19 protein-coding genes and 1 tRNA gene are annotated in these 25,461 nt (G+C 36.9%); 9 read left to right on the plus strand and 11 right to left on the minus strand.

Going from position 1 to position 25,461, the window contains the following annotated elements:
* Positions 1-31: 31 nt before the first annotated feature.
* Together V6255_RS10730 and V6255_RS10735 are read right to left on the minus strand one after the other, a co-directional pair.
* Positions 32-589: a YbhB/YbcL family Raf kinase inhibitor-like protein gene (locus tag V6255_RS10730; RefSeq protein ID WP_341628155.1), complete on the minus strand. Its 558-nt coding sequence runs from the start codon at positions 587-589 to the stop codon at positions 32-34.
* Positions 590-929: 340 nt separating this feature from the next.
* Positions 930-1,014, minus strand: a tRNA-Leu gene (locus tag V6255_RS10735).
* A 182-nt stretch (positions 1,015-1,196) separates the two neighbouring features.
* Here V6255_RS10735 and V6255_RS10740 point away from each other — a divergent pair.
* Complete coding sequence (locus V6255_RS10740; RefSeq protein WP_341628156.1) at positions 1,197-1,751, plus strand: RDD family protein; 555 nt, start codon at positions 1,197-1,199, stop codon at positions 1,749-1,751.
* Between the two features lie 213 nt (positions 1,752-1,964).
* Here the strand turns inward: V6255_RS10740 and lptG are convergent, their stop codons facing one another.
* Together lptG and lptF are read right to left on the minus strand one after the other, a co-directional pair.
* Entirely contained in the window at positions 1,965-3,029 is a 1,065-nt protein-coding gene (lptG, locus tag V6255_RS10745) for an LPS export ABC transporter permease LptG (protein ID WP_160063474.1), read from the minus strand.
* A complete protein-coding gene (gene lptF / locus V6255_RS10750; protein WP_341628157.1) occupies positions 3,030-4,148 on the minus strand; it encodes an LPS export ABC transporter permease LptF in 1,119 nt (372 codons plus the stop codon). It lies immediately after the preceding gene.
* A 185-nt stretch (positions 4,149-4,333) separates the two neighbouring features.
* Here lptF and pepA point away from each other — a divergent pair, with 185 nt between their 5' ends.
* The 4 genes from pepA (at position 4,334) to V6255_RS10770 (ending at position 10,789) form a co-directional block, all read left to right on the plus strand.
* On the plus strand, positions 4,334-5,848 hold the full coding sequence (pepA, locus tag V6255_RS10755; RefSeq protein WP_341628158.1) for a leucyl aminopeptidase: 1,515 nt from the start codon (positions 4,334-4,336) through the stop codon (positions 5,846-5,848).
* 32 nt (positions 5,849-5,880) lie between these two features.
* On the plus strand, positions 5,881-6,369 hold the full coding sequence (locus tag V6255_RS10760; RefSeq protein WP_341628159.1) for a DNA polymerase III subunit chi: 489 nt from the start codon (positions 5,881-5,883) through the stop codon (positions 6,367-6,369).
* Positions 6,369-9,227 (plus strand): valine--tRNA ligase, encoded by a 2,859-nt coding sequence (locus tag V6255_RS10765; protein ID WP_341628208.1) that lies wholly within the window; start codon positions 6,369-6,371, stop codon positions 9,225-9,227. The genes V6255_RS10760 and V6255_RS10765 overlap by 1 nt, the downstream gene beginning before the upstream one ends.
* A 668-nt stretch (positions 9,228-9,895) precedes the next feature.
* Positions 9,896-10,789 carry a transporter substrate-binding domain-containing protein gene (locus V6255_RS10770; RefSeq protein WP_341628160.1) on the plus strand — a complete coding sequence of 298 codons (894 nt, stop codon included), beginning with the start codon at positions 9,896-9,898 and terminating at the stop codon, positions 10,787-10,789.
* A gap of 57 nt (positions 10,790-10,846) precedes the next feature.
* Here the strand turns inward: V6255_RS10770 and V6255_RS10775 are convergent, their stop codons facing one another.
* A complete protein-coding gene (locus V6255_RS10775; protein ID WP_341628161.1) occupies positions 10,847-12,361 on the minus strand; it encodes a YifB family Mg chelatase-like AAA ATPase in 1,515 nt (504 codons plus the stop codon).
* 525 nt (positions 12,362-12,886) lie between these two features.
* Between V6255_RS10775 and V6255_RS10780 the strand changes: the two genes are divergently transcribed.
* The 4 genes from V6255_RS10780 to ilvD all read left to right on the plus strand — a co-directional run bounded on the left by V6255_RS10780 (position 12,887) and on the right by ilvD (position 18,245).
* Positions 12,887-13,357 (plus strand): hypothetical protein, encoded by a 471-nt coding sequence (locus V6255_RS10780; protein ID WP_341628162.1) that lies wholly within the window; start codon positions 12,887-12,889, stop codon positions 13,355-13,357.
* A 1,047-nt stretch (positions 13,358-14,404) separates the two neighbouring features.
* Complete coding sequence (gene ilvG, locus V6255_RS10785; RefSeq protein WP_341628163.1) at positions 14,405-16,051, plus strand: acetolactate synthase 2 catalytic subunit; 1,647 nt, start codon at positions 14,405-14,407, stop codon at positions 16,049-16,051.
* Positions 16,048-16,305: an acetolactate synthase 2 small subunit gene (gene ilvM, locus V6255_RS10790; RefSeq protein WP_341628164.1), complete on the plus strand. Its 258-nt coding sequence runs from the start codon at positions 16,048-16,050 to the stop codon at positions 16,303-16,305. The genes ilvG and ilvM overlap by 4 nt, the downstream gene beginning before the upstream one ends.
* Before the next feature lie 101 nt (positions 16,306-16,406).
* Complete coding sequence (gene ilvD, locus V6255_RS10795; protein ID WP_341628165.1) at positions 16,407-18,245, plus strand: dihydroxy-acid dehydratase; 1,839 nt, start codon at positions 16,407-16,409, stop codon at positions 18,243-18,245.
* A 386-nt stretch (positions 18,246-18,631) separates the two neighbouring features.
* On the opposite strand, the gene tkt is transcribed toward ilvD, so the two are convergent.
* From tkt to V6255_RS10825, 6 genes are all read right to left on the minus strand, one after another.
* The gene (tkt, locus tag V6255_RS10800; RefSeq protein ID WP_341628166.1) at positions 18,632-20,620 is read right to left on the minus strand and encodes a transketolase; all 1,989 of its coding nucleotides are present in this window, start codon (positions 20,618-20,620) and stop codon (positions 18,632-18,634) included.
* Between the two features lie 241 nt (positions 20,621-20,861).
* Entirely contained in the window at positions 20,862-21,212 is a 351-nt protein-coding gene (locus V6255_RS10805; RefSeq protein ID WP_341628167.1) for a DUF6572 domain-containing protein, read from the minus strand.
* A 101-nt stretch (positions 21,213-21,313) separates the two neighbouring features.
* The gene (glpE, locus tag V6255_RS10810) at positions 21,314-21,625 is read right to left on the minus strand and encodes a thiosulfate sulfurtransferase GlpE (RefSeq protein WP_341628168.1); all 312 of its coding nucleotides are present in this window, start codon (positions 21,623-21,625) and stop codon (positions 21,314-21,316) included.
* Between the two features lie 271 nt (positions 21,626-21,896).
* Positions 21,897-22,973, minus strand: coding sequence for a glycosyltransferase family 52 (locus V6255_RS10815; RefSeq protein WP_341628169.1), 1,077 nt, complete (start codon positions 22,971-22,973; stop codon positions 21,897-21,899).
* Positions 22,974-22,993: 20 nt separating this feature from the next.
* The gene (locus V6255_RS10820) at positions 22,994-24,106 is read right to left on the minus strand and encodes a glycosyltransferase (RefSeq protein WP_341628170.1); all 1,113 of its coding nucleotides are present in this window, start codon (positions 24,104-24,106) and stop codon (positions 22,994-22,996) included.
* Between the two features lie 202 nt (positions 24,107-24,308).
* Positions 24,309-25,358 (minus strand): CDP-glycerol glycerophosphotransferase family protein, encoded by a 1,050-nt coding sequence (locus V6255_RS10825; RefSeq protein WP_341628171.1) that lies wholly within the window; start codon positions 25,356-25,358, stop codon positions 24,309-24,311.
* Positions 25,359-25,461: the final 103 nt, after the last annotated feature.

A 25,461-nucleotide genomic window follows, 5' to 3' on the forward strand; every position in this document is an offset into this window, starting at 1 on the left:
AAAATGTGCACTAGGGATTGGATGAATCTGATCAACTAATTAGGCGGAATGGTATCACATTCATTTCAGCAGAACTTAAAGTAATATTTTTTATCGCAGCTAAAAGCGTAGCTCGATCAACTTTACTTTGATTGCTTAAAATAACCGCCTCAGATAAAGCATAAATCGTATAAGTATAGTTTTTATACCCAGGCCCTTGAGAGCAAGGCGAACTGTATTCATTTAAATCATTTAGGTTATTAGTACCCATTTCACCAAGTACTTGATCACTTTCAATATACGAGTTGCTTGCCTCAATATTGTACATATTCCAATATGAATGTACTCCATCTAGTGCGTTGTGATACATCATTACTACATAATACTTCGTTCCTTGTGGTGCACCGTTCCAACTAAAAGGTGGAGTAATGCTTTCACCGTCACAAGTATATGTGATCGGTAAATAACCTCCGTCGTTCATTACAGAACTAGTTAATACAAAACTATTTTCATTCGATTGCAGCAACGAATTTTGATTACTAACATCACAAGCACTTAGTATAAACGAGCATGCTCCAACTAATAAAAAGACCTGTGGATTTTTTATCATTTAAAACTCCAATAAATTAACATGGCATATAAGGTAATTAACTTTAGCTAGAATAATGATTAAATGTGTGACAATTATGTAGATGGGATTATGTTAATTAATTAAAACGAAGTCCTCCCCCTCTTCCATTTTAAAATAGAAAATATAAACCTAATTATGATGATAAAACCCCTTATATTTCAATACATTGATAACTTATACTCGGAGGATTTAGGGTGTTTTTCATTTGTAATTAAGACATGAATTAGAGAAAGTTTATGAAAATAAAGAGAAAAAGTTAAAATATACAAACAATAAAGCCCCGATACTTTTAAAGTATCGGGGCTTTATTGTTTGTATATGGTGCCCGAGGACGGACTTGAACCGTCACTCCTCTCGGAAACGGATTTTGAATCCGTCGCGTCTACCAATTTCACCACTCGGGCTGAGTGACAAAGATTATACCTATGCTTCTTCTACAAACAAGGATTTTCAATCACAAAAAGTGTAAGCGATTAAAAAGCAATCGATCTTTGCCTGTAAAGAATCAAAATCATACTTAAATAAATAAAATGCCAAGCGATTAGTCATTTGTTACACTGTTTTTTCAAACTTTTAAGGGATTATCATGGTCAAGCATAACAATACAAAAACAGCAGAGTTGAGCCTAGCAGAACAATACCAAAGTTGTGAGCGTGCATCATTTTTTAAACGTTTAGGTGCCTATATCTACGATTTATTTGCACTTGGTGCCGTATTAATGCTGGCAACTATATTGGCGTTAATAGCGGTTGTCATTGCCAATAAAGTCGGTGCTATTGATTTAAGTGTTTATAAAGATACTGCTGATTATTTAGGACAAAGCTTAGTTTTCTTAATTTACTTATCGGTTGTCATTATTGGTTTTTTTACTTATTTCTGGAGCCAAGCAGGACAAACCATCGGCATGAAAGCATGGCGCTTACGAGTACAAAATAGCGATGGTAGTAATATCAGTTTTACTCAGTCTTTAATCAGGTTATCAACATCTGCTTTTGGCTTAGGTAATATTATGGCCTTGTTAAAAGACCGTAATGCTTTTCAAGACTTATGGGGAGAGTGTGAAGTGATTGTGATGACAAAAGAATTAAGTAATTGGAAAGGCTTTAAAGGCATGGCATTTATGGATGAAGATAAGAAATAAATCATTTTCACTATGCAGTGTTTACTAGTTGATTACTAAGTAGAAAGCACTTACTTGGTAATCATTACTAGACAACCATTACTAGGCAGTCATTACTTGCTAAGTCTATTTAGCGATAGAAGTCGTAACTTAACGCCTTACTATCTGTGCAACAGTCAGTTACTAGACATTTACCATTAACAAACGTCTAACAACTGACTGCTCATTATTTTTCTAAGTTTGTTTTCTTAATAAGTACATAGCAATTAGCAATACCAATATACTTGGCAATACCGCCCCTAATATAGGAGGTAACCCAAAGACTAAACTTGCAGGACCAAACAACTCTCCAGACACATGGAATGCAAAACCACTCGCTATCCCAAAGATTAAACGAGTTCCCATTGGAACAGTTCTTAGCCCACCAAAAATAAATGAAACAGATAGCAACATCATGACGACTACAGTAAAAGGCAATACGGCTTTACGCCAAAGCGTCAACCAATACGTATTTGCATCTTGATCATTACTTTCTAAGTAAGTGATATAGCCATATATGTCACGCATTGACATTTTATCTGGTTCACTAATAATGACTTCAAATTTTTTCGGTGTTAATTCAGTTTTCCAAGTAAATTCAGGAAAGCTTTCAACGGCTGTTTTATCTTCAAAGAAAGTGGTTTTACTGACATCTTGTAATAACCAAGACCCCCCTTGATAAGTCGCTTTATTGGCAACCATTGCATATTCTAATGTTAAGTCTTTAGTAAAAAAGTAAAGTTGTACGTTGTAAAGTTCTGCTTTGCTATTCATTCGCCCAATACTGATAAAAGAATCTGCGTCTTTTGCCCAAATACCATATTTATTCTCTACTTTTTCACTGCCATTTCTTAACTGGTCTCGCATAAAGTAGGCTTCTTTATCAGTTTGAGGTGCAACAAACTCCCCTAATAACATAACCGCAATAACCATTGGTATTGCCGTTTTCAATACTGAGTTTGCAATACGAAACTTAGACATACCAGCAGCTTGCATGACTACTAACTCACTACTACTTGCCAATGACCCCAATCCAATAAGCGCGCCAATTAGAGCAGCCATAGGAAAGAACAATGCTATTTCTACAGGCATTTTTAATAGCACAAAGTAAGCAGCAGAAAAGACAGTATAAGCACCTGTTCCAACACTCTTCATTTGCTCTACAAATTTAATAATGCTGCTCAAACCAATCAATACAAATAGGCTTAGAAATGTTGCGGCAAAGATAGTGCGGCCAATGTATCGGTCTAAAATACCCATTTATTTATCCACCTTAGACGGTTCAGCCTTTTTCGATTTTTCTTTTTTCGGCTTAACATTAAACTTTCCGATAGTTTGTAAGTGCAATACGACACCAATAGCAAAGAATAATATTTGTACCGCCCATATACCAAAATAGGGAATAGCACCATCTTCAATCAAACTCTTTGAAGCACTTAATAATAAGAAGAAGCTTAAATAGAGCGCTAAGGCCGGTAATAGTTTTGCATAACGCCCTTGACGAGGGTTAACTTTAGCCATAGGAACAGCCATAAAAGTAATTAATAATATAGATACAGGAATAGCAATGCGCCACTGTAATTCAGCTTGAGAGCGAGGATCGGTAGCACCAATTAACGCTGATGTAGGTAGAGCATCTACATTACGTTTTTTGCTTTCAACAGCTTCATTGGCAATATGTACTTGGTAGGTAGAGAATTGAGAGTTCTCAAATTCATTCTTACCCACAATACCAGCGTAACGTTGGCCATCTTTTAAGGTCAACCAGGTACCATCTTTTTTATTGGCAACGTTACCCGTTTTAGCAGTGATCACTGAAGGAGATATCCCTTCTTCTTCTTTTGGCCAATGAGCGGCAAAAACATTTACGAGCGTTTTATTTTTTTCATACTTTTCAACATAAACCACCCCACCATTTCCAGAGGCTTTATGAAAACGTCCTTCGATTAAGGTTGCCGTTCCTGCGTTAGCTTCTGCTTTTTCAATAACTGAAACCATTTCATCTTCAGCTGCAGGAGCCAAATATAAGCTATTAAAGCTAGCAAAAACAAACGTGAATAATGACAACATCAATGTTGCTTTCAATACTTTATTAGGACTGTAACCACAAGATGTTAACGCCACCATTTCACTTTCACTGTGTAACCGACCATGCGCAAATAATATCGCAAGGTAGAAACTAATAGGTAACATTAACGTTCCCAATGTGGGCATGTTTAAATATAAAACCGTTAATACTAAATTTGCAGGTATCACGCCATTAATGGCGAGAGCAAGAATGCTAATAAATTTTTGACTAACAAATATAAGAACTAAAACAAAGAGAATGCCAACTTGGCTTTTAAATGTTTCTAACATTAAATAACGAAGAATAATCAAGCTGATCTCCAATGTGAAATAAGATGCTACAAAAGCGGTAAAATAGTGGATTAAGCAAACAATTGCGGTAAAATTGCTATTTTAGTAAGTTTATATTACGTTTCAAGATCCACAATAACCAATGATAACTGCATTTTTACAAAAATAGCACAGTTAATCTCAATATAATCGTTTTAAGGATACATATGGAATTTCTCGTAAAAAGTGGTAGCCCAGAAAAACAGCGCAGCGCATGTATTGTTGTTGGTGTCTTTGAACCTCGACGTTTATCTCATGCAGCTGAAGTTTTAGATGAAATCAGCGAAGGTTATTTAAGTGCATTATTACGTCGCGGTGATATTGAAGGTAAAGTGGGGCAGGTATTATTTTTACACCATGTACCTAATGTATTGAGCGAAAGAGTATTGTTGGTTGGCTGCGGTAAAGAGCGTGAGCTAACTGAAACACAATACAAACAGATCATTGAAAAAACCATTTCAACATTAAATGACACAGGCGCACTTGAAGCCGTTTGTTTCTTATCTGAGTTGCATATTAAAGGTCGAGATACCTACTGGGCAGTTCGCCAAGCAATAGAAGCAACACAAGATAGCCTATACAATTTCGACCAGTTTAAAACCAATAAAGACAATACACGACGTCCATTACGTAAATTAACGTTTAACGTACCGAGTCGCAAAGAATTAACGCGTGCTGAATTAGCATTACAACATGGATTAGCTGTATCAGCAGGTATGAAGTTATGTAAAGACTTAGCCAATATGCCTCCAAATATTTGTACTCCGCTGTATTTAAGTCAGCAAGCACAAGAGCTTGATCAACGTTTTGATAAAATCACAACCGAAGTGGTTGATACAGAGCAAATGAAAGCATTAGGCATGAACAGTTACTTAGCGGTAGCGCAAGGTTCGGCTAACCCAGCTTACATGTCGATTATCAATTATCAAGGCGGTCCAACGGATCAAAAGCCTATTGTATTGGTAGGCAAAGGGTTAACCTTTGACTCTGGTGGTATTTCACTAAAACCAGGCGCTGGCATGGATGAAATGAAGTACGACATGGGCGGCGCTGCATCAGTCTTTGGTGCATTAGAATCGATTGCTCAGCTAGACTTAGGTATTAACGTGATTGGTGTCATTGCAGGCGCTGAAAATATGCCATCAAGCAAAGCATACCGTCCTGGTGATATCCTAACAACGATGGCAGGCCTCACTGTTGAAGTATTAAATACTGACGCTGAAGGCCGCTTAGTATTATGTGATGCATTAACTTATGTAGAACGTTTTGACCCAGAATGTGTTATCGACGTAGCGACCTTAACAGGTGCTTGTATTATGGCATTAGGTCATAACATCAGTGCACTAATGAGTCCGCATAAAGGCATGGTTCACGAAATTTTGGGAGCATCAAACCAAACCGGCGATAAAGCATGGCAGTTACCAATGGATGATGATTTCCAAAAGCAACTAGACAGCCCATTTGCTGATATGGCAAATATCGGTGGTCGTCCTGCAGGTTCAATTACTGCTGCTTGTTTCTTGTCACGCTTCACTAAAGCTTATAACTGGGCACATTTGGATATTGCCGGCACAGCTTGGCGCTCAGGTGCTAATAAAGGTGCGACAGGCCGCCCTGTTCCGTTGTTAACACAATTTGTGATTAACCGTAGTGAACAAGAAATAGCGGAACTAGACGTCTAAATGTCAACTATTAACAACAAGTTGAATCAATAATGAGCCAAGTTCTCTTTTATATTCATTCAGAGGATGCTTTTGTTTCAACAGCTGAAGCAAGCTTGCCAACATATTTTGTGCAAGCTTGCCAACTGGCGTCTTATTATTACCAACAAAATAAAAAAGTATTTATTTATACTGAAAATCAACAAGATGCTTTTACCGTTGATGAATATTTATGGCAATTTGATGGTGACAGCTTTGTACCGCATAATTTAGTAGGAGAAGGCCCACGTTATGGGTCTCCGGTTGAGATCAGTTGGCTTGCTCCACAGCATCCCCGCGCTGTATTAATTAACCTCAGCCAAAACATTCCGGAATTTAATTTAAACTTCCAACAAATTATTGATTTTGTGCCAGCACAAGAACAACTAAAAATTAATGCGCGAATGCGCTACAGTGCTTATAAAAAATTAGGCCACACCCTCTCTACTCAAGATGTTAAAACAGCATCCCAAGAGTTAACTAACCAGACAGAAGACAAATGATGGAAAAGATATACAACCCAAGTGCGATTGAGCAAAAAAATTACCAAACCTGGGAAGAAAAAGGTTACTTCAAACCACACGGCGATACTGATAAAGAAAGCTTCTGCATCATGATCCCACCACCAAATGTCACTGGTAGTTTACACATGGGTCATGCTTTCCAAGATACGATCATGGATACGTTAATCCGTTACCAACGTATGCAAGGTAAAAACACGTTGTGGCAAATGGGAACAGACCATGCAGGTATCGCAACACAAATGGTTGTTGAACGTAAATTATTTGCAGAAACAGGCCAAACGCGTAAAGAGCTAGGTCGTGAAACTTTTATCGAAAAAATCTGGGATTGGAAAGCCGAGTCTGGCGGCAACATTTCACGTCAAATGCGTCGTTTAGGGACCTCTGTAGACTGGGATCGTGAACGCTTTACCATGGATGATGGCCTTTCTGAAGCCGTTAAAAAGACCTTTGTTGATTTGTATAATGATGACCTTATTTACCGTGGTAAACGTTTAGTAAACTGGGATCCTAAATTACAAACAGCTATTTCAGATTTAGAAGTAGAAAATAAAGATGTTAAAGGGTTTATGTGGCATTTCCGCTACCCATTAGCTAATGGCGTTAAAACAGCCGATGGTAAAGACTACATCGTAGTAGCAACCACTCGACCAGAAACAGTATTAGGTGATACAGGCGTTGCTGTTAACCCTGAAGATCCACGTTATAAAGATCTCATTGGTCAAAGCATTTTATTACCTTTCGTTAATCGTGAAATCCCAATTATTGGTGACGATCATGCCGATATGGAAAAAGGCACAGGTTGTGTAAAAATAACCCCTGCGCATGATTTTAATGACTATGAAGTCGGTAAACGTAACAAATTACCAATGATCAATGTTTTAACCTTTGAAGCCTGTATTCGTGAAAGCGCTGAAGTATTTAATACCAACGGTGAAAAGAGCGAAGATTACCCAACTGATTTACCAGCACAATTCCAAGGGCTAACACGTGAGGCTGCACGTAAACTAGTGGTAAGCGAATTAGATGCACTAGGTTTATTAGAAGAAGTTAAAGACCATGACTTAACAGTACCTTACGGAGACCGTGGTGGTGTTGTGATTGAACCAATGCTAACAGACCAATGGTATGTACGTGTTGCACCTTTAGCTAAAACAGCAACAGAAGCGGTTGCTAATGGCGATATTAAATTTGTACCGCAACAATATGAAAACATGTACAACTCGTGGATGAATGACCTAAATGATTGGTGTGTTTCTCGTCAATTATGGTGGGGACACCGCATCCCTGCTTGGTATGACGAAGCAGGTAAAGTTTACGTTGGACATGATGAAGCCGAAGTACGTGCCAAACATAACTTAGATGAGAGTGTTGTTTTAAACCAAGATGATGATGTATTAGATACGTGGTTCTCTTCTGGTTTATGGACGTTCTCTACTCTAGGTTGGCCAAACCAAACTATGGATCTTAAAACCTTCCACTCTACTGACGTATTAGTAACAGGTTTTGACATTATCTTCTTCTGGGTTGCGCGCATGATCATGATGACCATGCACTTTATGAAAAATGAAGATGGCACACCACAAGTCCCCTTTAAAACTGTTTATGTCACCGGTCTGATTCGTGATGAGAATGGCGATAAGATGTCTAAATCTAAAGGTAACGTATTAGATCCTTTAGATATGATCGATGGTTTAGACCTAGAAAGCTTAGTGACAAAACGTACTGGCAACATGATGCAGCCACAGCTTGCTAAGAAAATTGAAAAAGATACACGTAAAACATTTGCAGACGGTATCGAAGCACATGGTACAGATGCATTACGCTTTACATTAGCTGCAATGGCTTCAACAGGCCGTGATATCAATTGGGATATGAATCGTCTTGAAGGTTACCGTAACTTCTGTAATAAACTATGGAATGCAAGCCGTTATGTATTGATGGATGCTGAAGAGCAAGATTTCGGTTTTGGTGAAAACAAAGCAATGCAATTTAGCCTTGCAGATCGTTGGATCCAAGGTCAATTGCAAAATATGATCAAAGAGTTCCGCCAAGCATTAGACACATACCGTTTTGATATCGCTGCAAACATTCTTTACGATTTTATCTGGAATGAATTTTGTGGTTGGTACTTAGAGTTAACTAAGCCTGTTTTATTCAAAGGCAATGAAGATGAACAGCGTGGTACTCGCCATACATTAATCAGCGTATTAGAAACATTATTACGTGTTGCACATCCAATGCTTCCGTTTATGACTGAAGAAATTTGGCAACGTGTGAAAGCAATAACGGGTCAAGGTGGTGAAACTATCATGCTTGAAGCTTACCCAGAATACGATGCTGCACAGGTTGATGAACAAGCTGTGGCTGACCTTGAATGGGTTAAACAAGTGATTGATGCAGTGCGTAACATTCGTGGTGAAATGGATATCAGCCCGAAAGTACCGCTTAATGTATTAGTTAAAAATGCAAGCGCAGAAGACACACGTCGTTTTGCTGATAATGAAGCGTTCTTAGGTGCATTAGCGAAATTAGAAACAGTTACTTTTGTTGCTGAAGGCAAAGAAACACCAGCTTCTGTTACAGCGTTAATTGGTGAGTTAGAATTACTGATCCCAATGGCTGGTTTGATTGATGCAGAAGCAGAACTAGCACGTTTAGCAAAACAGCTTGAGAAAGCAACTAAAGAGCTAGCTAAAGTATCAGGTAAACTAAGTAACGAACGTTTTGTGAGTAATGCACCAGAAGCGGTTATTACAAAAGAAAAAGCGAAACAAGCTGAATACCAAACAACTTGTGACAAACTCAATGAGCAAATTGAGACAATCAAAGCACTATAATGTAATAGTTTATTAATTTGCCATTAAACAAACCTAAAAAGGGACTTATTTAAGTCCCTTTTTTTATGCTTTCTATTTATTTTAAGCTTCATTTTCACTAAATATAATACCAATTATATTAAATAAGTGATCTGTATTTTACGCAGGAAAAATGACTTAGTTTAAGGCATAAATTTAGCTAAATGGTTGTTTATTTTACGAAATTTACAACAAAGAAGTGAGTTATTTTAGCAAGAAAAATAGATCAGCTATTTATCGAATCTGATATAAGTTAAGCAATAACATTAAAACTCTTGTATTAACGACGATATCCGTTAACGTTCAAGGTACTTTGTTCAGTCGTTAGCTTGGACTCCAAATCAAGGCACAACATAATGACAATGACGAGTCCTTACCGAAGGTGGCAACGCAGAGTTAGTTTTCAAGCTAACAAGCCAGAAGGCAAGCAGTGAAATAAGCATTTTTGTTGTTCGAAAGTATCGATTTAACTCGTTAGATCTTCCTCTATCTGTCTAGAATCTATTCACTTCACTGATTGCTGAATTTTGTATTTTGAATGGTAACGGGTATATATTCAAACTAATACTTAAATTAACAAAAAAAGTATAACGCTCAATACGCTAAACTGACCTACACTTATTTTACTTTAAATTTTTAATGACAAGAACATGCATCGATCAAGCACTTTAATACTCGCTCTATTTACTCTCACTTTTTCAGTATTCAGTTATGCAAAAGAAGAACTCGGTTCACCTGTTTTACCATCAAAAATAATTGTATGGCAGCATACCGTTGATAATCCAACTAAAATAATTATGGTTATGCTCAAACAAGCGCTTGATATTACAAAAGCAGAGTATGGTGATTATGAAATCATTTCTTCAATACCAATGGAGCAAAGAAGAGCTGTCTCTAAACTATCTAAAAAATATAAAGGAAAGTTAGATATTGCTCATCTTGCAAGTAGCGCGAGTAGAGAAAAAGGTGCAATTGCAGTCCGTATCCCGTTGATTGAAGGGTTGCTAGGTTATCGAGTTTGCTTGATTAGACAAAACGATCAAGATAAATTCTCTAACATTAAAAGCAAACAAGACTTCATTGATAGAAATATTAAAATTGGGCAACAACAAGATTGGCCTGATACTAAAATATTAGAAAAAAATGGATTAAAAGTTCAAACATCTTATAAGTATTCTTTATTATTTAGGCAGTTAGAAAAGCAACGATTTGATTGCTTTTTACGGGGAGTCAATGAAATTAGTGATGAACTTGAACAACATGCAAATGCTAATTTTGTAGCCGAAAATAATTTACTCTTTCATTATCCACTTCCATTATTCTTTTTTGTTAATGAAAGTCGCCCTGACTTAGCAAAAAGACTAACAACAGGCTTAACAACACTTAAAGAAAATGGCGTATTAGCTAAGTTAGTAGAAGACTACTATAAAGATAAACTTGAAAAATTACATTTAGGTACACGTAAGGTTTTTCACCTTGAAAATCCTTTTTTACCTGATAAATCACTGCATTCTATTAATGCGATTCCTTGGTTACCGTTATAAATAATCTTAAAAATATTAAGTAACTTCACTTAATAGAACACCATTAATGAATATCTATTAATTGAAGCTACTTAACAAACGGTCCATCGCTCGATAGTTTAATGCCTCACAAAGGTGTCCTTTAGTAATATCAGCTTGTTGCTGTAAATCAGCAATACTTCGAGCCACTTTCAAAAGGCTATGCCAAGCTCGAATAGACAATCCCATTTTTTCAATCGCTTGCTCTAGAAAAAGAGCATCTTCTGTGGTTAACACACAATAAACATTAACTTCTTGGCTAGATAAATAATGATTTAACTTACCTTGACGTTGCAGTTGAATATTACGAGCCACTAAAACCCTTGCTTTAATATCAGCACTCTTTTCTGTTGAATTATGTTTACCTTGCTGTGACTCAGCCAACATTCCCTTAGGTAATAAAGGCACCATAATCGCTAATGCAAAACGGTCTAAAAAAGGGCCAGACAAACGATTTAAATAACGCAAAATTTGATCCGGTGTACTACGCCTTAACTGACCAGAAATATGACCACAAGGACTTGGGTTCATAGCGGCAATAAGCTGAAAATGAGCGGGAAAAGTAACTTGGTTAGCAGCTCGAGAAATAGTCACATTATGATTTTCCATTGGTTGACGTAAACTATCTAGCACCTGCCTTGGAAATTCAGGCAATTCGTCAAGAAATAAAACGCCATGATGAGAAAGAGAGATTTCGCCCGGTTTAGGTTTCCCACCGCCCCCCACTAATGCAACTGCTGATGCACTATGATGCGGAGCTCGATAAGGAGGTGAGAACCAATCATCACGTTGTTTACCACAAACAGAGTACACCGCCGCCGTTTGTAATGCTTGTTGCTCTTTTAAATTGGGTAATAACGTCATAAACCGCTCTGCCAACATACTCTTTCCTGTTCCAGGCGGACCGATCAGCAATAAATTATGAGAACCTACTGCAGCGACTTCTAATACTCTTTTAGCTTGCTCTTGCCCTAATACATCACTGAAATCGAGATGAGAATGTTTAGCTGGCGGCGCTTCACTTTGCTCCGCTGAAGGTAATGTTAATTGTTGTTGTAAAAAAGCGCAGACATCAATCAAATGTTTTGCGACAAAACCTTGTGCACCAGTTAATGCGCATTCATGTTCATTATCAGTACAGACAATAACTTGTCGTTTTTGTTGCTTGGCGGCCAACGCACAAGGGATAATGCCATCTACACTTCGCAATTCACCAGATAAAGATAATTCCCCATAACACTCAAAATTTAATATTTCAGGACACTTTATTTGATCAGAAGCTAAAAGAATGCCAATAGCGATAGCTAAATCAAATCGACCACCTTCTTTAGGCAGATTAGCAGGTGCTAAATTGACTGTGATTCTTTTACTCGGAAACTTAAAGTTACTATTTAAAATAGCGCTACGCACTCTATCTTTAGCTTCTTTAACCGATGTTTCTGGCAACCCTACCAAAGAGAAGCCTGGCAACCCTGTTCCAAGGTGTACTTCAACCTCAACTTCAGGTGCATCCACTCCTGAAATAGAACGACAAACTAATCTTGCTAATGCCATATAACTCCCTTTGATATTCATTAGTTAAAAAATTAATTAACTGAGTATTCAATCAAGTATAGAAGTCAAAAATTATTCAGCAAAAAATAGCACAACAATAAAGTTTATTACGTGAATTGAGATGTAAAACAGTCACCCTAAATAAACTAAGGATTCAATACACTCGTTTTATTAGCTTCAGTTAGATAGTTATTATTTAACCTCAGTTATGGATAGGCAAAGCGATACAACCACTGCTATTTCCGTGGATTTCTGCGTTAAATTATCTATCAATAACCCGTTATTACTTCAATAATTCGCCTTGAACTTAGCAAAATTAACAGTACTGACTAGTAAAAAATATAACCTTATGATTTTAAATACAATTCTATTTTCATTAACCAGAATTGAGGTTATTTAGACAATTTGGGTTTGAATTAAAGGGTATTTAAAGTGGGTGGTTCTTCACGGTATTTTTTTATATTAAATAGTATCGTATGACAACTTAAACAATAACGAATGAATCATCGAGTGAGGAAGTTTAGAATGAGAAGCAATAAAGAAATTGCATTAGATGCTATCGATTTAGTAACACCAGCCATACTTAAATTATTTGAACGAACTAATCGAAAAGAGCTACACATTGTAATCATGGATCCTACGCTAAAACCATGGGAATCAGACTTTGATAACGCAATTTTAGTTGAACAATCACTAGGAACCCCAAGTGAATGGACCATCCCTTTTGATAAGTTAGCAAGAAAAAAAGCTCACCAAGCTTGGCGTAATGGTTGTGCTAATGTTGATATTCAAAATAAACACCCTTCTGCATTACAAGATGACGACATTTTATTTTACGGTTCGTTTGTATATGGCAATATCGTTGTCGGTTGTAGTGGTGTTGAACAGCATTACGATATGCTAATGAGCAGTTGGATAGCATTAGCTTTTGAACAATTAACCGTCGCAGAATACACAAAGAGTAAAGCTGAAACGCCAACAAAAGCGTTTAGATAATTTATTGTTATTTTGTTATTTTGTTATTAATCCTAAAAAAGGCTTCTAGCAGTTAGAGGTCTTTTTTATGTTTGCCATATAAGCCTTAATTTTTAAACATCTATCACTGCAAAGCGCGATTTTCTCCCAAGTACATGAAGGAAAGTCAAAAATAAAAGATTCACTTATTTACAGATTTTGACCTAACTTTCTCCACTCTTCGTGCCTTTGAGGTTAATTAGCTGTTGGTTTTTAAACAGGAATCACCACGAAGTGCTACGCTTCACGAAGGAAAATAAAAACATTAAAAAATACAATATTTAGTGTGTTACTTATATAAAAGTTTTGACCTTATCTTCTTCACCCTTCGTACCTTCATGGTAAATCCGCTTTTGATTTAAAAAAAATAACATTAACCACGAAGCGCTGCGCTTCACGAAGAACACGAAGAAACAAATAAATATAAAGCTTTCTTGATTTATATAAAGCTTCGACCTAACCCTCTCAACCCTTCGAGGCTAACCCGCTTTTGATTTTAAAACAGAAATCATCACGAAGCGCTGCGCTTCACGAAGAACATCAAGGAAAATAAAGGAAAATCAAAACATTAAAAATATTTTTTAAAAAAATACAATATTTAATGTTTTACTTATATAAAGGTTTTGACCTTACCTTCTTCACCCTTCGCACCTTCATGGTAAATCCGCTTTTGATTTAAAAAAAATAACATTAACCACGAAGCGCTGCGCTTCACGAAGAACACGAAGGAACAAAAAAATATAACGCCTTCTTTCTATTTGATTTATATAAAAACTCGACCAAATCTTCTCACCCCCTTGTGGTCAATCCGCTTTTGATTTTAATAAAACTAAGCAACCCAAAGGCTGGTATCAGTGCTTATTTTATATTTAACAACTTACTGGTAAATATATGCTCCACAATCTGCTTAAAAATGTGACAAAAGTTGTTTGATAAGCGCTTTTTTGCTATAAATAGCACCCTTTTAAAAATCAATCTCGCCCCTTTTTACAAACGATTGATTGACCATCATTATTTCAGGAAGAACCCATGAACGGTGCACATTTTGTTGTACAGGCTTTAAAAGAACAAAACGTAACACAAGTGTTTGGTTATCCAGGTGGAGCCATCATGCCTCTTTACGATGCGCTTTATGATGGTGGCGTTGACCATCTACTATGTCGTCATGAGCAAGGTGCTGCAATGGCTGCAATCGGTTATGCACGTTCAACAGGTAAAGTTGGTGTTTGTATTGCTACTTCAGGCCCTGGAGCAACTAATCTCATCACAGGTTTAGCCGATGCTTTGCTAGATTCCATTCCTATCATTGCAATTACCGGACAGGTTCCAACGCACTTAATTGGCACTGACGCATTCCAAGAAGTTGATGTGTTAGGTTTATCATTAGCCTGTACCAAGCACAGTTTTATGGTACAAACGGCCGAAGAATTAGGGGCTGTAATCGAACAAGCTTTTGAAATTGCAATAACGGGTCGCCCCGGCCCTGTTTTAATCGACATACCAAAAGATATTCAGGTAGGCCCTAGCGTTACACACGCACTTGCTAAATTAATTAAGCCAGAAAAAATACTGGACAGTGCAATTATCCAGCAAGCTAAAACAATGATCAGCGAATCTCAAAAGCCACTTATTTACATCGGTGGTGGTGTGGGAATGGCAAATGCAGTCAGTGAATTACGAGACTTTATTGCTAAAACAGATATACCAAGCGTATGTACATTGAAAGCGATTGGTTGCATTAAACATGACTCCACTTATTTTATGGGTATGGTAGGAATGCACGGTAGTAAAGCCTCTAATCTAGCCATTCAAGAATGTGATCTGCTTATTGCCATTGGCGCGCGTTTTGATGACAGAGTAACAGGTAAACTAGATGAATTTGCACCGAATGCAAAAGTGATTCATTTAGATGTTGATGCAGCAGAAATTGATAAATTACGTCAAGTTACCCTATCAATGACTGATGATTTAAAACAAGTACTGCCAGCTATTGCAATAAGACCGAATATTACTGCATGGCAACAACATGTGGCAGAAATGAAAGTTGAACACGTAAGTCGTTATGATCACCCTGGCGAACCTATTTTTGCACCTGCGTTACTTCGTCAATTAGCAGAAAAAATGCCTGCTGATACAGTAATATGCAGCGATGTAGGTCAACATCAAATGTGGGTTGCACAACATATGTTCGTAGATCGTCCTGAAAATCATATTTCAAGCTCAGGTCTAGGCACAATGGGATTTGGTGTTCCAGCAGCGGTTGGTGCACAAGTTGCTCGCCCAAATGATACCGTGATCGCTGTTTCTGGTGATGGTTCATTTATGATGAACGTGCAAGAACTAGGCACGATTAAACGTAGAAAATTGCCAGTTAAAATATTACTCATTGATAACCAACGTTTAGGCATGGTTCGACAATGGCAGAAATTGTTCTTTAATGGTCGTTATAGCGAGACCATTTTAACCGATAACCCAGACTTCGTGACCTTAGCCAGTGCATTTGATATTCCTGGTGAAACCATTGTGAAAAAATCGCAAATAGACCAAGCATTACAACGTTTATTAAATAGTGATGGACCTTATTTGTTGCATGTATCAATCTCTGAAGAAGAAAATGTGTGGCCATTAGTCCCGCCTGGCGCACCCAATGACAGAATGATGGAGAGTGTAGAATGATGAATGCATTAACAATTCAAGCTAAAAATAGTCCAGAACTTTTAGAACGTTTATTACGTGTCTGTCGCCATCGAGGTTTTACACTACAAAATATTAATGCTGAAGTTGATAACAACCAACAAATAACTCAAATTAATTTAACGGTTTGTAGCGAAAGAGATATCAGTCTCTTAACCAAGCAAATTGACAAAGTCGTTGGTGTTATAGGGATCACCCTACTACAACAACCAGAAAACATTAAAGCAAGTGCGTAAATTGTAGATTGTCCCTTTAAGGATTATCTGTTTTACTGCAACTAACTATTATTACTATCAAGGCCAAGTTACTTGGTCGCAAGCAGTTTAAGGAAATAAGAATGCCAGTTTATCGTTCAAAAACATCCACACATGGTCGTAACATGGCAGGTGCTCGTGCATTATGGCGCGCAACTGGCGTAAAAGATGATGATTTCGGAAAGCCAATCATCGCGATTGCAAACTCATTCACACAATTTGTACCGGGCCACGTACACCTAAAAGACATGGGTCAATTAGTGGCACGTGAAATTGAAAAAGCCGGTGGTATTGCTAAAGAATTTAATACAATCGCAATAGACGATGGCATCGCGATGGGTCACTCAGGTATGTTATATAGCCTACCTTCACGTGACTTGATTGCAGACTCAATTGAATACATGGTGAATGCTCACTGTGCAGATGCGATCGTTTGTATTTCTAACTGTGACAAAATCACACCGGGAATGTTAATGGCGGCATTACGCTTAAACATCCCTGTTATCTTTGTATCAGGCGGACCAATGGAAGCAGGTAAAACTAAGCTTTCAGATCAAATCATTAAACTAGATTTAGTTGATGCGATGGTAATGGGCCCTGATAAAAACGTATCAGACGAAGATCTTGAAAAAGTAGAACGTAGTGCATGTCCAACATGTGGTTCTTGTTCTGGTATGTTTACAGCAAACTCAATGAACTGTTTAACAGAAGCATTAGGTTTATCACTACCGGGTAACGGTTCAATGTTAGCAACACATGCTGACCGTGAGAATTTATTCTTAGAAGCTGGCCGTCGTATTGTTGAAATTACAAAACGTCATTACCAAGAAGATGACTACTCAGTATTGCCACGCTCTATCGCAGGTCGCCCTGCTTTTGAAAATGCAATGGCACTAGATATTGCAATGGGTGGTTCTACTAATACGATCTTACATCTATTAGCTTGTGCACAAGAGGCTGAATTAGACTTTACCGTTGCAGACATGGACAAAATGTCTCGTCGTATCCCACAGCTTTGTAAAGTGGCACCTTCTACACCTGAATACCATATGGAAGATGTACATCGCGCTGGTGGTGTAATGGCTATCTTAGGCGAGTTGGATAGAGCGGGTTTATTAAATAGCGAAATCCCTACTATCCTAAGCCCGACCATGAAAGAGCAGCTTGCTCATTACGATATCATGCAAACTAAAGACCAAGCGATTATCGATTTTTATCGTGCAGGCCCTGCAGGTATCCGTACAGTAAAAGCATTTAGCCAATCTTGTCGTTGGGATACAGTGGATAATGACCGTAAAAATGGTTGTATTCGTTCACTAGAAAACGCATTCAGCACGGAAGGTGGTTTAGCAGTATTATTTGGGAACATGGCGGTTGATGGCGCTGTTGTTAAAACGGCAGGTGTTGATGATGATAATCTAACGTTTACTGGTCCAGCTAAAATATATGAAAGCCAAGATGATGCTGTTGAAGCAATTCTAGGTGGTAAAGTGGTTGCTGGCGATGTGGTTGTTATTCGCTACGAAGGTCCACAAGGTGGCCCAGGTATGCAAGAAATGCTTTACCCAACGTCTTACCTTAAATCAATGGGATTGGGTAAACAGTGCGCATTAATCACTGATGGTCGTTTCTCTGGTGGTACGTCTGGTCTGTCAATTGGCCATGTTTCACCTGAAGCAGCAGCAGGCGGCGTAATTGGTTTAATTGAAAACGGTGACATCATCGATATCAATATTCCAACGCGTGCAATGGACTTAAAAGTATCTGAAGAAGTACTCGCTGAGCGTCGCGCTAAGCAAGATACTATCGGTTGGAAACCTGTTGACCGTATCCGCCCTATTTCAGCTGCATTAAAAGTTTATGCAATGATGGCAACATCAGCGGATAAAGGTGCTGTACGTGATTTAAGCAAGCTTAAATAATATAACGAGATATTAAATCTATAATAAAAACCGGCATTCGTAGCCGGTTTTTTTATGTCTAAGATTTATACCAATCACCATAAATAGCTTATCTATTTTACTTGTTAAAACAGCCCCTTCCTTATTGTAAATTTCGTAAAGGAAACAGCTATTAAAGAATTAACATTTTTTGGTTAATTCTCCGATAGACGATTAACGAAGTTAATCTTCGAAAGGCTCAATTTTCGCATTGAATTGAACTGTTTTTCCAGCGCAAAATTTAGATAACATATTTAATGTAATCGGTATTAAAGTAGAAGAGAATTTTTTATTTTAGATATAAAAAAACCGCGTTTAACTATTAACTAGTTAAACGCGGTTTTTTAAACGAATAGAAAGCTAGCTAATTATAAAGCGTTAGCTGTTTCTACTACGTTTTTAACAGTGAAACCAAACATTTCAAATAGTTGATCAGCAGGCGCTGACTCACCAAATGTTGTCATACCGATCACTGCACCGTTTAGGCCAACATACTTGTACCAGTAATCTGCGATACCCGCTTCAATAGCAACACGTTTAGTAACCGCTGCTGGTAAGACAGATTCTTTGTATTCAGCAGATTGAAGTTCAAATTGCTCAGTACAAGGAATTGAAACAACACGTACTGCTTTACCTGAAGCTGTTAATTCAGCAGCAGCTTGCATTGCTAGTTCAACTTCTGAACCTGTCGCAATTAAGATGATTTCAACAGGTGTAGCGCTATCAAGCAATACATAACCACCTTTTGCAACGTCAGCTAATTGCTGAGCATCACGTGATTGTGGTTTCAAGTTTTGACGACTAAAGATAAGTGATGAAGGTGCATCAACTGATTCGATAGCAAACTTCCAAGCAACAGCAGATTCAACGCTGTCACATGGACGCCATGTGTTCATGTTTGGTGTTAAACGTAAGCTGGCAATTTGCTCTACAGGTTGGTGAGTTGGACCATCTTCACCTAAACCAATTGAGTCATGTGTAAATACTTGAATAGAACGTTGCTTCATTAATGCAGACATACGTAATGCATTACGAGCATATTCCATAAACATTAAGAACGTTGCGCCGTAAGGAACAAACCCTTTATGTAATGCGATACCGTTAATGATCGCAGCCATTGCAAACTCACGTACACCGTAATGTAAGTAGTTGCCTGTTGCGTCATCTGCAGTAATAGCTTTAGTACCAGACCACATTGTTAAGTTAGATGGCGCTAAATCCGCAGAGCCACCTAATAGTTCAGGTAGCATTGCGCCAAAAGCTTCGATACAGTTTTGTGATGCTTTACGTGTTGCGATGTTACCTTGGTTTGCTTGTAAGTCAGCAATGTAAGCAGAAGACTTAGCTTCCCACTCAGCAGGTAATTCGTTGTTAACACGACGTTTGTATTCGCTTGCTAATTCTGGGTAAGCCGCTGCGTATGCTGCGAATGTTTCATCCCAAGATTGCTCTGCCGCTTGGCCTTGTTCTTTGTTATCCCAACCTGCATAAACATCAGCTGGAATTTCAAATGGACCGTGATTCCAACCTAACGCTTTACGTGTTGCTTCGATTTCATCGTGACCTAATGGCGCACCGTGACAATCGTGTGTACCTTGCTTAGCAGGAGAACCAAAACCAATAATCGTTTTACAACAAATCATCGTTGGTTTAGTTGTTTCAGCTTTTGCAGAAATGATAGCCGCTTTAATTTCTTCAGGGTTATGCCCGTCAACAGAAATCACTTGCCATCCATAAGATTCAAAACGTTTAGGTGTATCGTCAGTGAACCAACCTTCTACTTCACCATCGATTGAAATGCCGTTGTCATCCCAAAATGCAATCAGTTTACCTAAGCCTAATGTACCCGCTAAAGAACAAGCTTCATGCGAAATGCCTTCCATCAAACAACCGTCACCTAGGAAAGTATAGGTGTGATGATCAACAATCTCGTGACCTTCTTTGTTAAAAGAAGCTGCTAATGAACGCTCAGCAATCGCCATACCGATAGCATTTGTAATACCTTGACCTAATGGACCGGTTGTTGTTTCAATGCCTGGCGCATAGCCGTATTCAGGATGACCTGGTGTTTTTGAATGTAATTGACGGAAGCTTTTAAGGTCTTCGATTGACAAGTCATAACCTGTTAAATGCAATAAAGAATAGATAAGCATAGAGCCATGGCCGTTAGATAGAATAAAACGGTCGCGGTCAGCCCAGTTTGGGTTAGTTGGGTTATGTTTTAAAAAATCTGTCCATAACACTTGTGCAATATCAGCCATCCCCATTGGTGCACCTGGGTGACCTGAATTGGCTTTTTGGACAGCATCCATACTAAGGGCGCGTATTGCGTTAGCTAACTCTTGACGAGAAGGCATCTGTTTCTCCTGATTACATTTTGAATTAATGGAAATTGCGGGCATATGAGGCGCGGATTATCCCAAATACCCAGAGCGGGGGCAATGGTAAAGTTACAATTTGATCACATATTTAAACAAAATAAAGTTCAACTTGAATATGCAATGATAAAGCGAGTGAGTATGAGGGACTGAAATAGGCAAAAGCGATTGAATTCCATAAGGAATGGGCTAACATTCCTTATGGAAAATATGAGCTAGGTTAACTTTGTTGTTCAGCATATCCTGCATTTTTATTAGGACCAAAAACAAAAATAATGCCTTTATCTAATAAAATTTGTGTGGTTTTATCAAAAAAGGTAATCGCTTGATCAGTGGGCATGTGTTTTAGAATTAACTCGATAGCAATATCGTACCCAGCGGCATCCGGTAATGCTTTAATCAATTCACCTGACTCAATGAAATATAAGTAAGTATTAATTTTTTCTTGCAGTGTAAATAAATGCACATCATCACGATCCCAAACTAATGAATCAATAATACTCAAGAATACGCGTTTAGCTTCTTTTTCCATGCCAATAGCATCAATGCTATCCGTATCAACTACACTCATCACTAACCTTTTCTTTTATAATTTTTGAACACTGCTTTTACTATTATTTTTCAAAAATAGCGTTTTAACTTAATGCGACTAACAACTAAGAATAAAAATATTTATGTCATTGGAAACAGTTGACGCCACATAGCCATGCCACCTTCAACGCTGTAGGTGTCTTCATAACCTTGTTCAGCCAAATATTGAGCGACACCTTTACTACTATTACCATGGTAACAAACCACAAAAACAGGTGTATCAAACTCAACTTTATCTAAAAACTCTTTTAAAGTGTCATTATTTAAATTAAATGCACCTTCGGCATGATCAGCTGCATAAGATTGAGCATCACGCGTGTCCACAAGAACAGCCTCTTCATTGTCTAAACGTAGCTTTGTTTCAGCTATTTCTATTAACTTAAATGTGGGCATGTTATTCCTTTTAATATTAAAATTTTATTTACTCGATTATACTAATTATTAGTATGTCTATGCTTATTATTCACTAAAAATTTTTATATTTCACTACGCCCTTGTCTAAAATATAGAGCACCGCAAACGAAAAAAATTTCTATAAATTACTTTTAAAAGCCCTCCTTAAAATTATTTCGTAATATATATTTAACATTACTATTTTTAAAAATTAATCTTTTATATACAAAGGGGTTAATTTTTTAAAAAATACAATAACTATACCAGTCTATTAGGAAAGTAATCTTAAGAAGCTTTTATTTAAGACTTTATCTAAAATTGCCTCATCATTTTTCCAAGTATCTAATATTTTCTTTAAATTTTCATGTTCGTCATCAGAAATAAGTGTCACTCGTTCGCAGTAATTTTCAAAACCTAATCCAGCACTTGAGCATAAAGAAATAATATGACATTTGGTTTGATTACTGAAAATAACTAATTCTAAAGGCACCTTACTCTCAATGAAATCAACTCCAATATATTTATTTTTAAATTCTTGTATTGACTCTCTAGGATGTGTTTTTATAAAAAGCTTTAAACCGTTATCTCTAAATATTTTAATTATTTTATTGTAAACTTTAAAATCTAGCTTAAGGTCTGCAAACACACCTATAGGCTGAGTGGCTAAAATGTAATTAATATTACAGCCTATTCCCTCTGCTTTAAAAAATGGCATACAATATTTATGAACATTATCGGCTTGAATAAAATCAATTGAAGTTACTTTGTCTTTTAAATATTCAGGCCCTCCAAGAGGGTTTAATAAATAAATGCATTCACATCGACAATCATCACCAAAATAACGTTTTTTTTGTTTATTACCTTTAAGTATATTTATTGCTCTTTCTAACAGCTTGAATTTAATGCCTTTATAATTTCCTGTTCCATCTTCAATAATAGAATATTTATCAAATGCTAGTCTTAGTAAACGAGATAATTTATTCCTATCATTAAACAAATAAAGATTTGTATTATCTAACTGAGTAACATCATTAACAATAGGAATTAACTTAGTAAACAATAGCTTTTTAAAATAATTTTGTAGTGTCGATGATGTATGAACATTAAAGTTGGATAAGAACTTAATTCCTCGACCTCTTTTATATTTTAACAAACTTTTATTAATGTCACTTCGTTTGATAAAGATAACTTGAATATGCTCGGGCAATGTCAGTAAATCATAACTGTCTATATCTATATTTTGTTGATCTGTAATCATTAGAATGTAAGATATTTTTTCTGGTTTGGATAAACCTTTTAATAAAGCAAATAATAAATGTCTTACAGTTGAGCATAAAAAAATATTCATTAACCTTCCAATTTAATTAACTACTTCAATAGTTTCTGATAAACATCAAACGTAGCATTGACACCTTGCTCTACATTAAATTTATTTTGGGCTCTTTCTTTCGCATTTTTTCCGTAAAGAGAGCAAAGTTCTCTATCGTTATATAGCTTAAGTATAGCGTTAGCTAATAATTGCGGTTCAGAGGGGGGGACTACAATACCAGTATGTCCATCTTTAACTAACTCTGCATTACCACCAGTATCAGACACTATTGCAGGAATACCATAGGAGTTTGCTTCAAGTACCGCTCGACATAATCCCTCACGTTTTGTTGTAGGTAATACTGTCAAATGTGATGCAGCAGCTACCTCTGGTGCATCTGTTCGATAACCTAAAGCATGAACCCGCCCAACACGGCCACTAGACTGGATTAAAGCCTGAATTTTAGGCGAAGTGGAATCTGCACCAACTAAAAGTACATCAAGGTTTGTATCATTAGGTAATAAAGATAGTGCTTCCATTAAGACAGGTAGACCTTTTCGAGGCCTTAAATTAGCAACGAGAGAAATAATAAAACTATCTTCAGGTAAACCTAAAGACGACAGATCTGCTTTAGGATTTTGATACCAAGAAGTATCATGACCTTTATAAACGGTAACCGCTTTGTCTTTATGCCTTCCTAAATGTGTTTTTAATTCCAACTCAACAGCTTTAGCAACACAAATTATTTTATCTAGACGAGGATGTAGTAATGTTAAGTAACTGGCAGGATCAAGGCGGCTCATATTGCCAGTTTGTCCGCGGTAAGCGATAACTTTAACGTTAGTACCAATGGCAGCCATCGCACCATTACAACAAGCAATGTTGTTGAATAGATGCAAAATATCGATATTCTTTTCGTGAATAAGTTGGCGAATTTTTTGAATCGTAGAAAGTGATAATTTTTTATCTAAAGGATCAGTGAGCACTTCAATCCCATGTTGTTCATAAAAAGGTATGAGAGTCGAATTAGGGTTACATAATGCCGTCACCTTCACTTTTCCTGATAGGTGAAGCCCAATAACTTGTGACGCTTCTGGTCTAATAGGATTAATATTTTCTCTGCTATGGTGCGTTACTGCCAGCATGTTAATAACTTTTAGCTTTTTATTCATACTCATTTTTCCTTTTAATTACAATAATGTCATGCACCTTATTTATTTGAGTCAAATAACAAAAATTGTCATATTAAATTCAAATATTTTCTTTTCATCTGCCATTGTTCATATAAAAAACAATAAATATCACATATAAACGTGCCATTTTTAACTGTAATAATCTCATTAATAGGGATATGTATAGGAGTCTTTAAACTAATTAAATTTTCCAGTATTTTAGTTTTTTACGTAACTTAAATTGTCGGATTAAATTTAACGGTTTAGGTTTAATATTTTCAATTCCATCTTTTTGCAATAATTGACATGCATCAATAACTCGTTGACTTGATTGACCATCATCATAGGGATGAGTTTGAGAGCAATAGTGTTCAATTTTATGTAAACGATCTTCTGATCTATCTAGGGCTATTTTAATCGACTTCTCAATATCATCTATAGTGTCGATATGGATATAACTGTCATTGGTTGTTTTATTTTTATAAGCAATCACTGGTTTTTTTTGTAGTAAAAACATGATCATAATTGATGATGTATCGCATATCATTAGGTCTGCTGCTTGTAAAAGAGGAATCACATCATCAGTTTCAATGAACTGCAAATTTTCATTTTGAATGGCTTTATATTTTTCTACAATCTCAATAGGCATTTTAGGATGAAACTGTACCAACCATCGATAACTAGACAATTTACTTAACTTTTTAATGGCGGGAAATAGCTCAGCAGCATAAGAGCTTTCCTCGGAAAAGGTAGAGCAAAATAAAAGTGTAGGACGGTCGTCCGTTTCAATAAAATAAGGATTTGGATCTATTTTTGTAAACAGAGGATCTAGCATAGCCCATCCTGTTTCTTTTACGGTAAAGGTTTGGTATTGCTTTGATAACGTTAAAAACCGTTCTGTTGTATTTGGACCTTGGGTACAATACATATCAAAACACTGACGGATTTTAAAATGCGCATCATTACCTCGCTTACCTGAATTAAACCCATGAAATAAAGCGACCTTAAGTCCTGAAATAAAACTAGGTACTACATTGCCAGGTGCTAAAACAAAATCAGCCCCCCACTCATTAACTTCTTCAACACTATTTAATTGTATTTCATCAGATACTAAGTATTTGGCAGAGACTTCATTGCCCTCTAAAAACCATCTAACACTATCTCCTCTTTCATGTATTTCAGCCTGTATCGGTCGTAACATTGCATAGGCATAGTTTTGAGAAATGTACATTAGGTATTTTTGGGGAAGCATTCGTAGCGTATTCCGTAATAATAAAACAATAGTCAAGTATCAATGATTATATCGTGGAATTTATATATGATATATATTTTTACTTGAACAGTTAGGGCTAACA

Source organism: Psychromonas arctica (genome assembly GCF_038155225.1).
GTDB lineage: Bacteria > Pseudomonadota > Gammaproteobacteria > Enterobacterales > Psychromonadaceae > Psychromonas > Psychromonas arctica_B.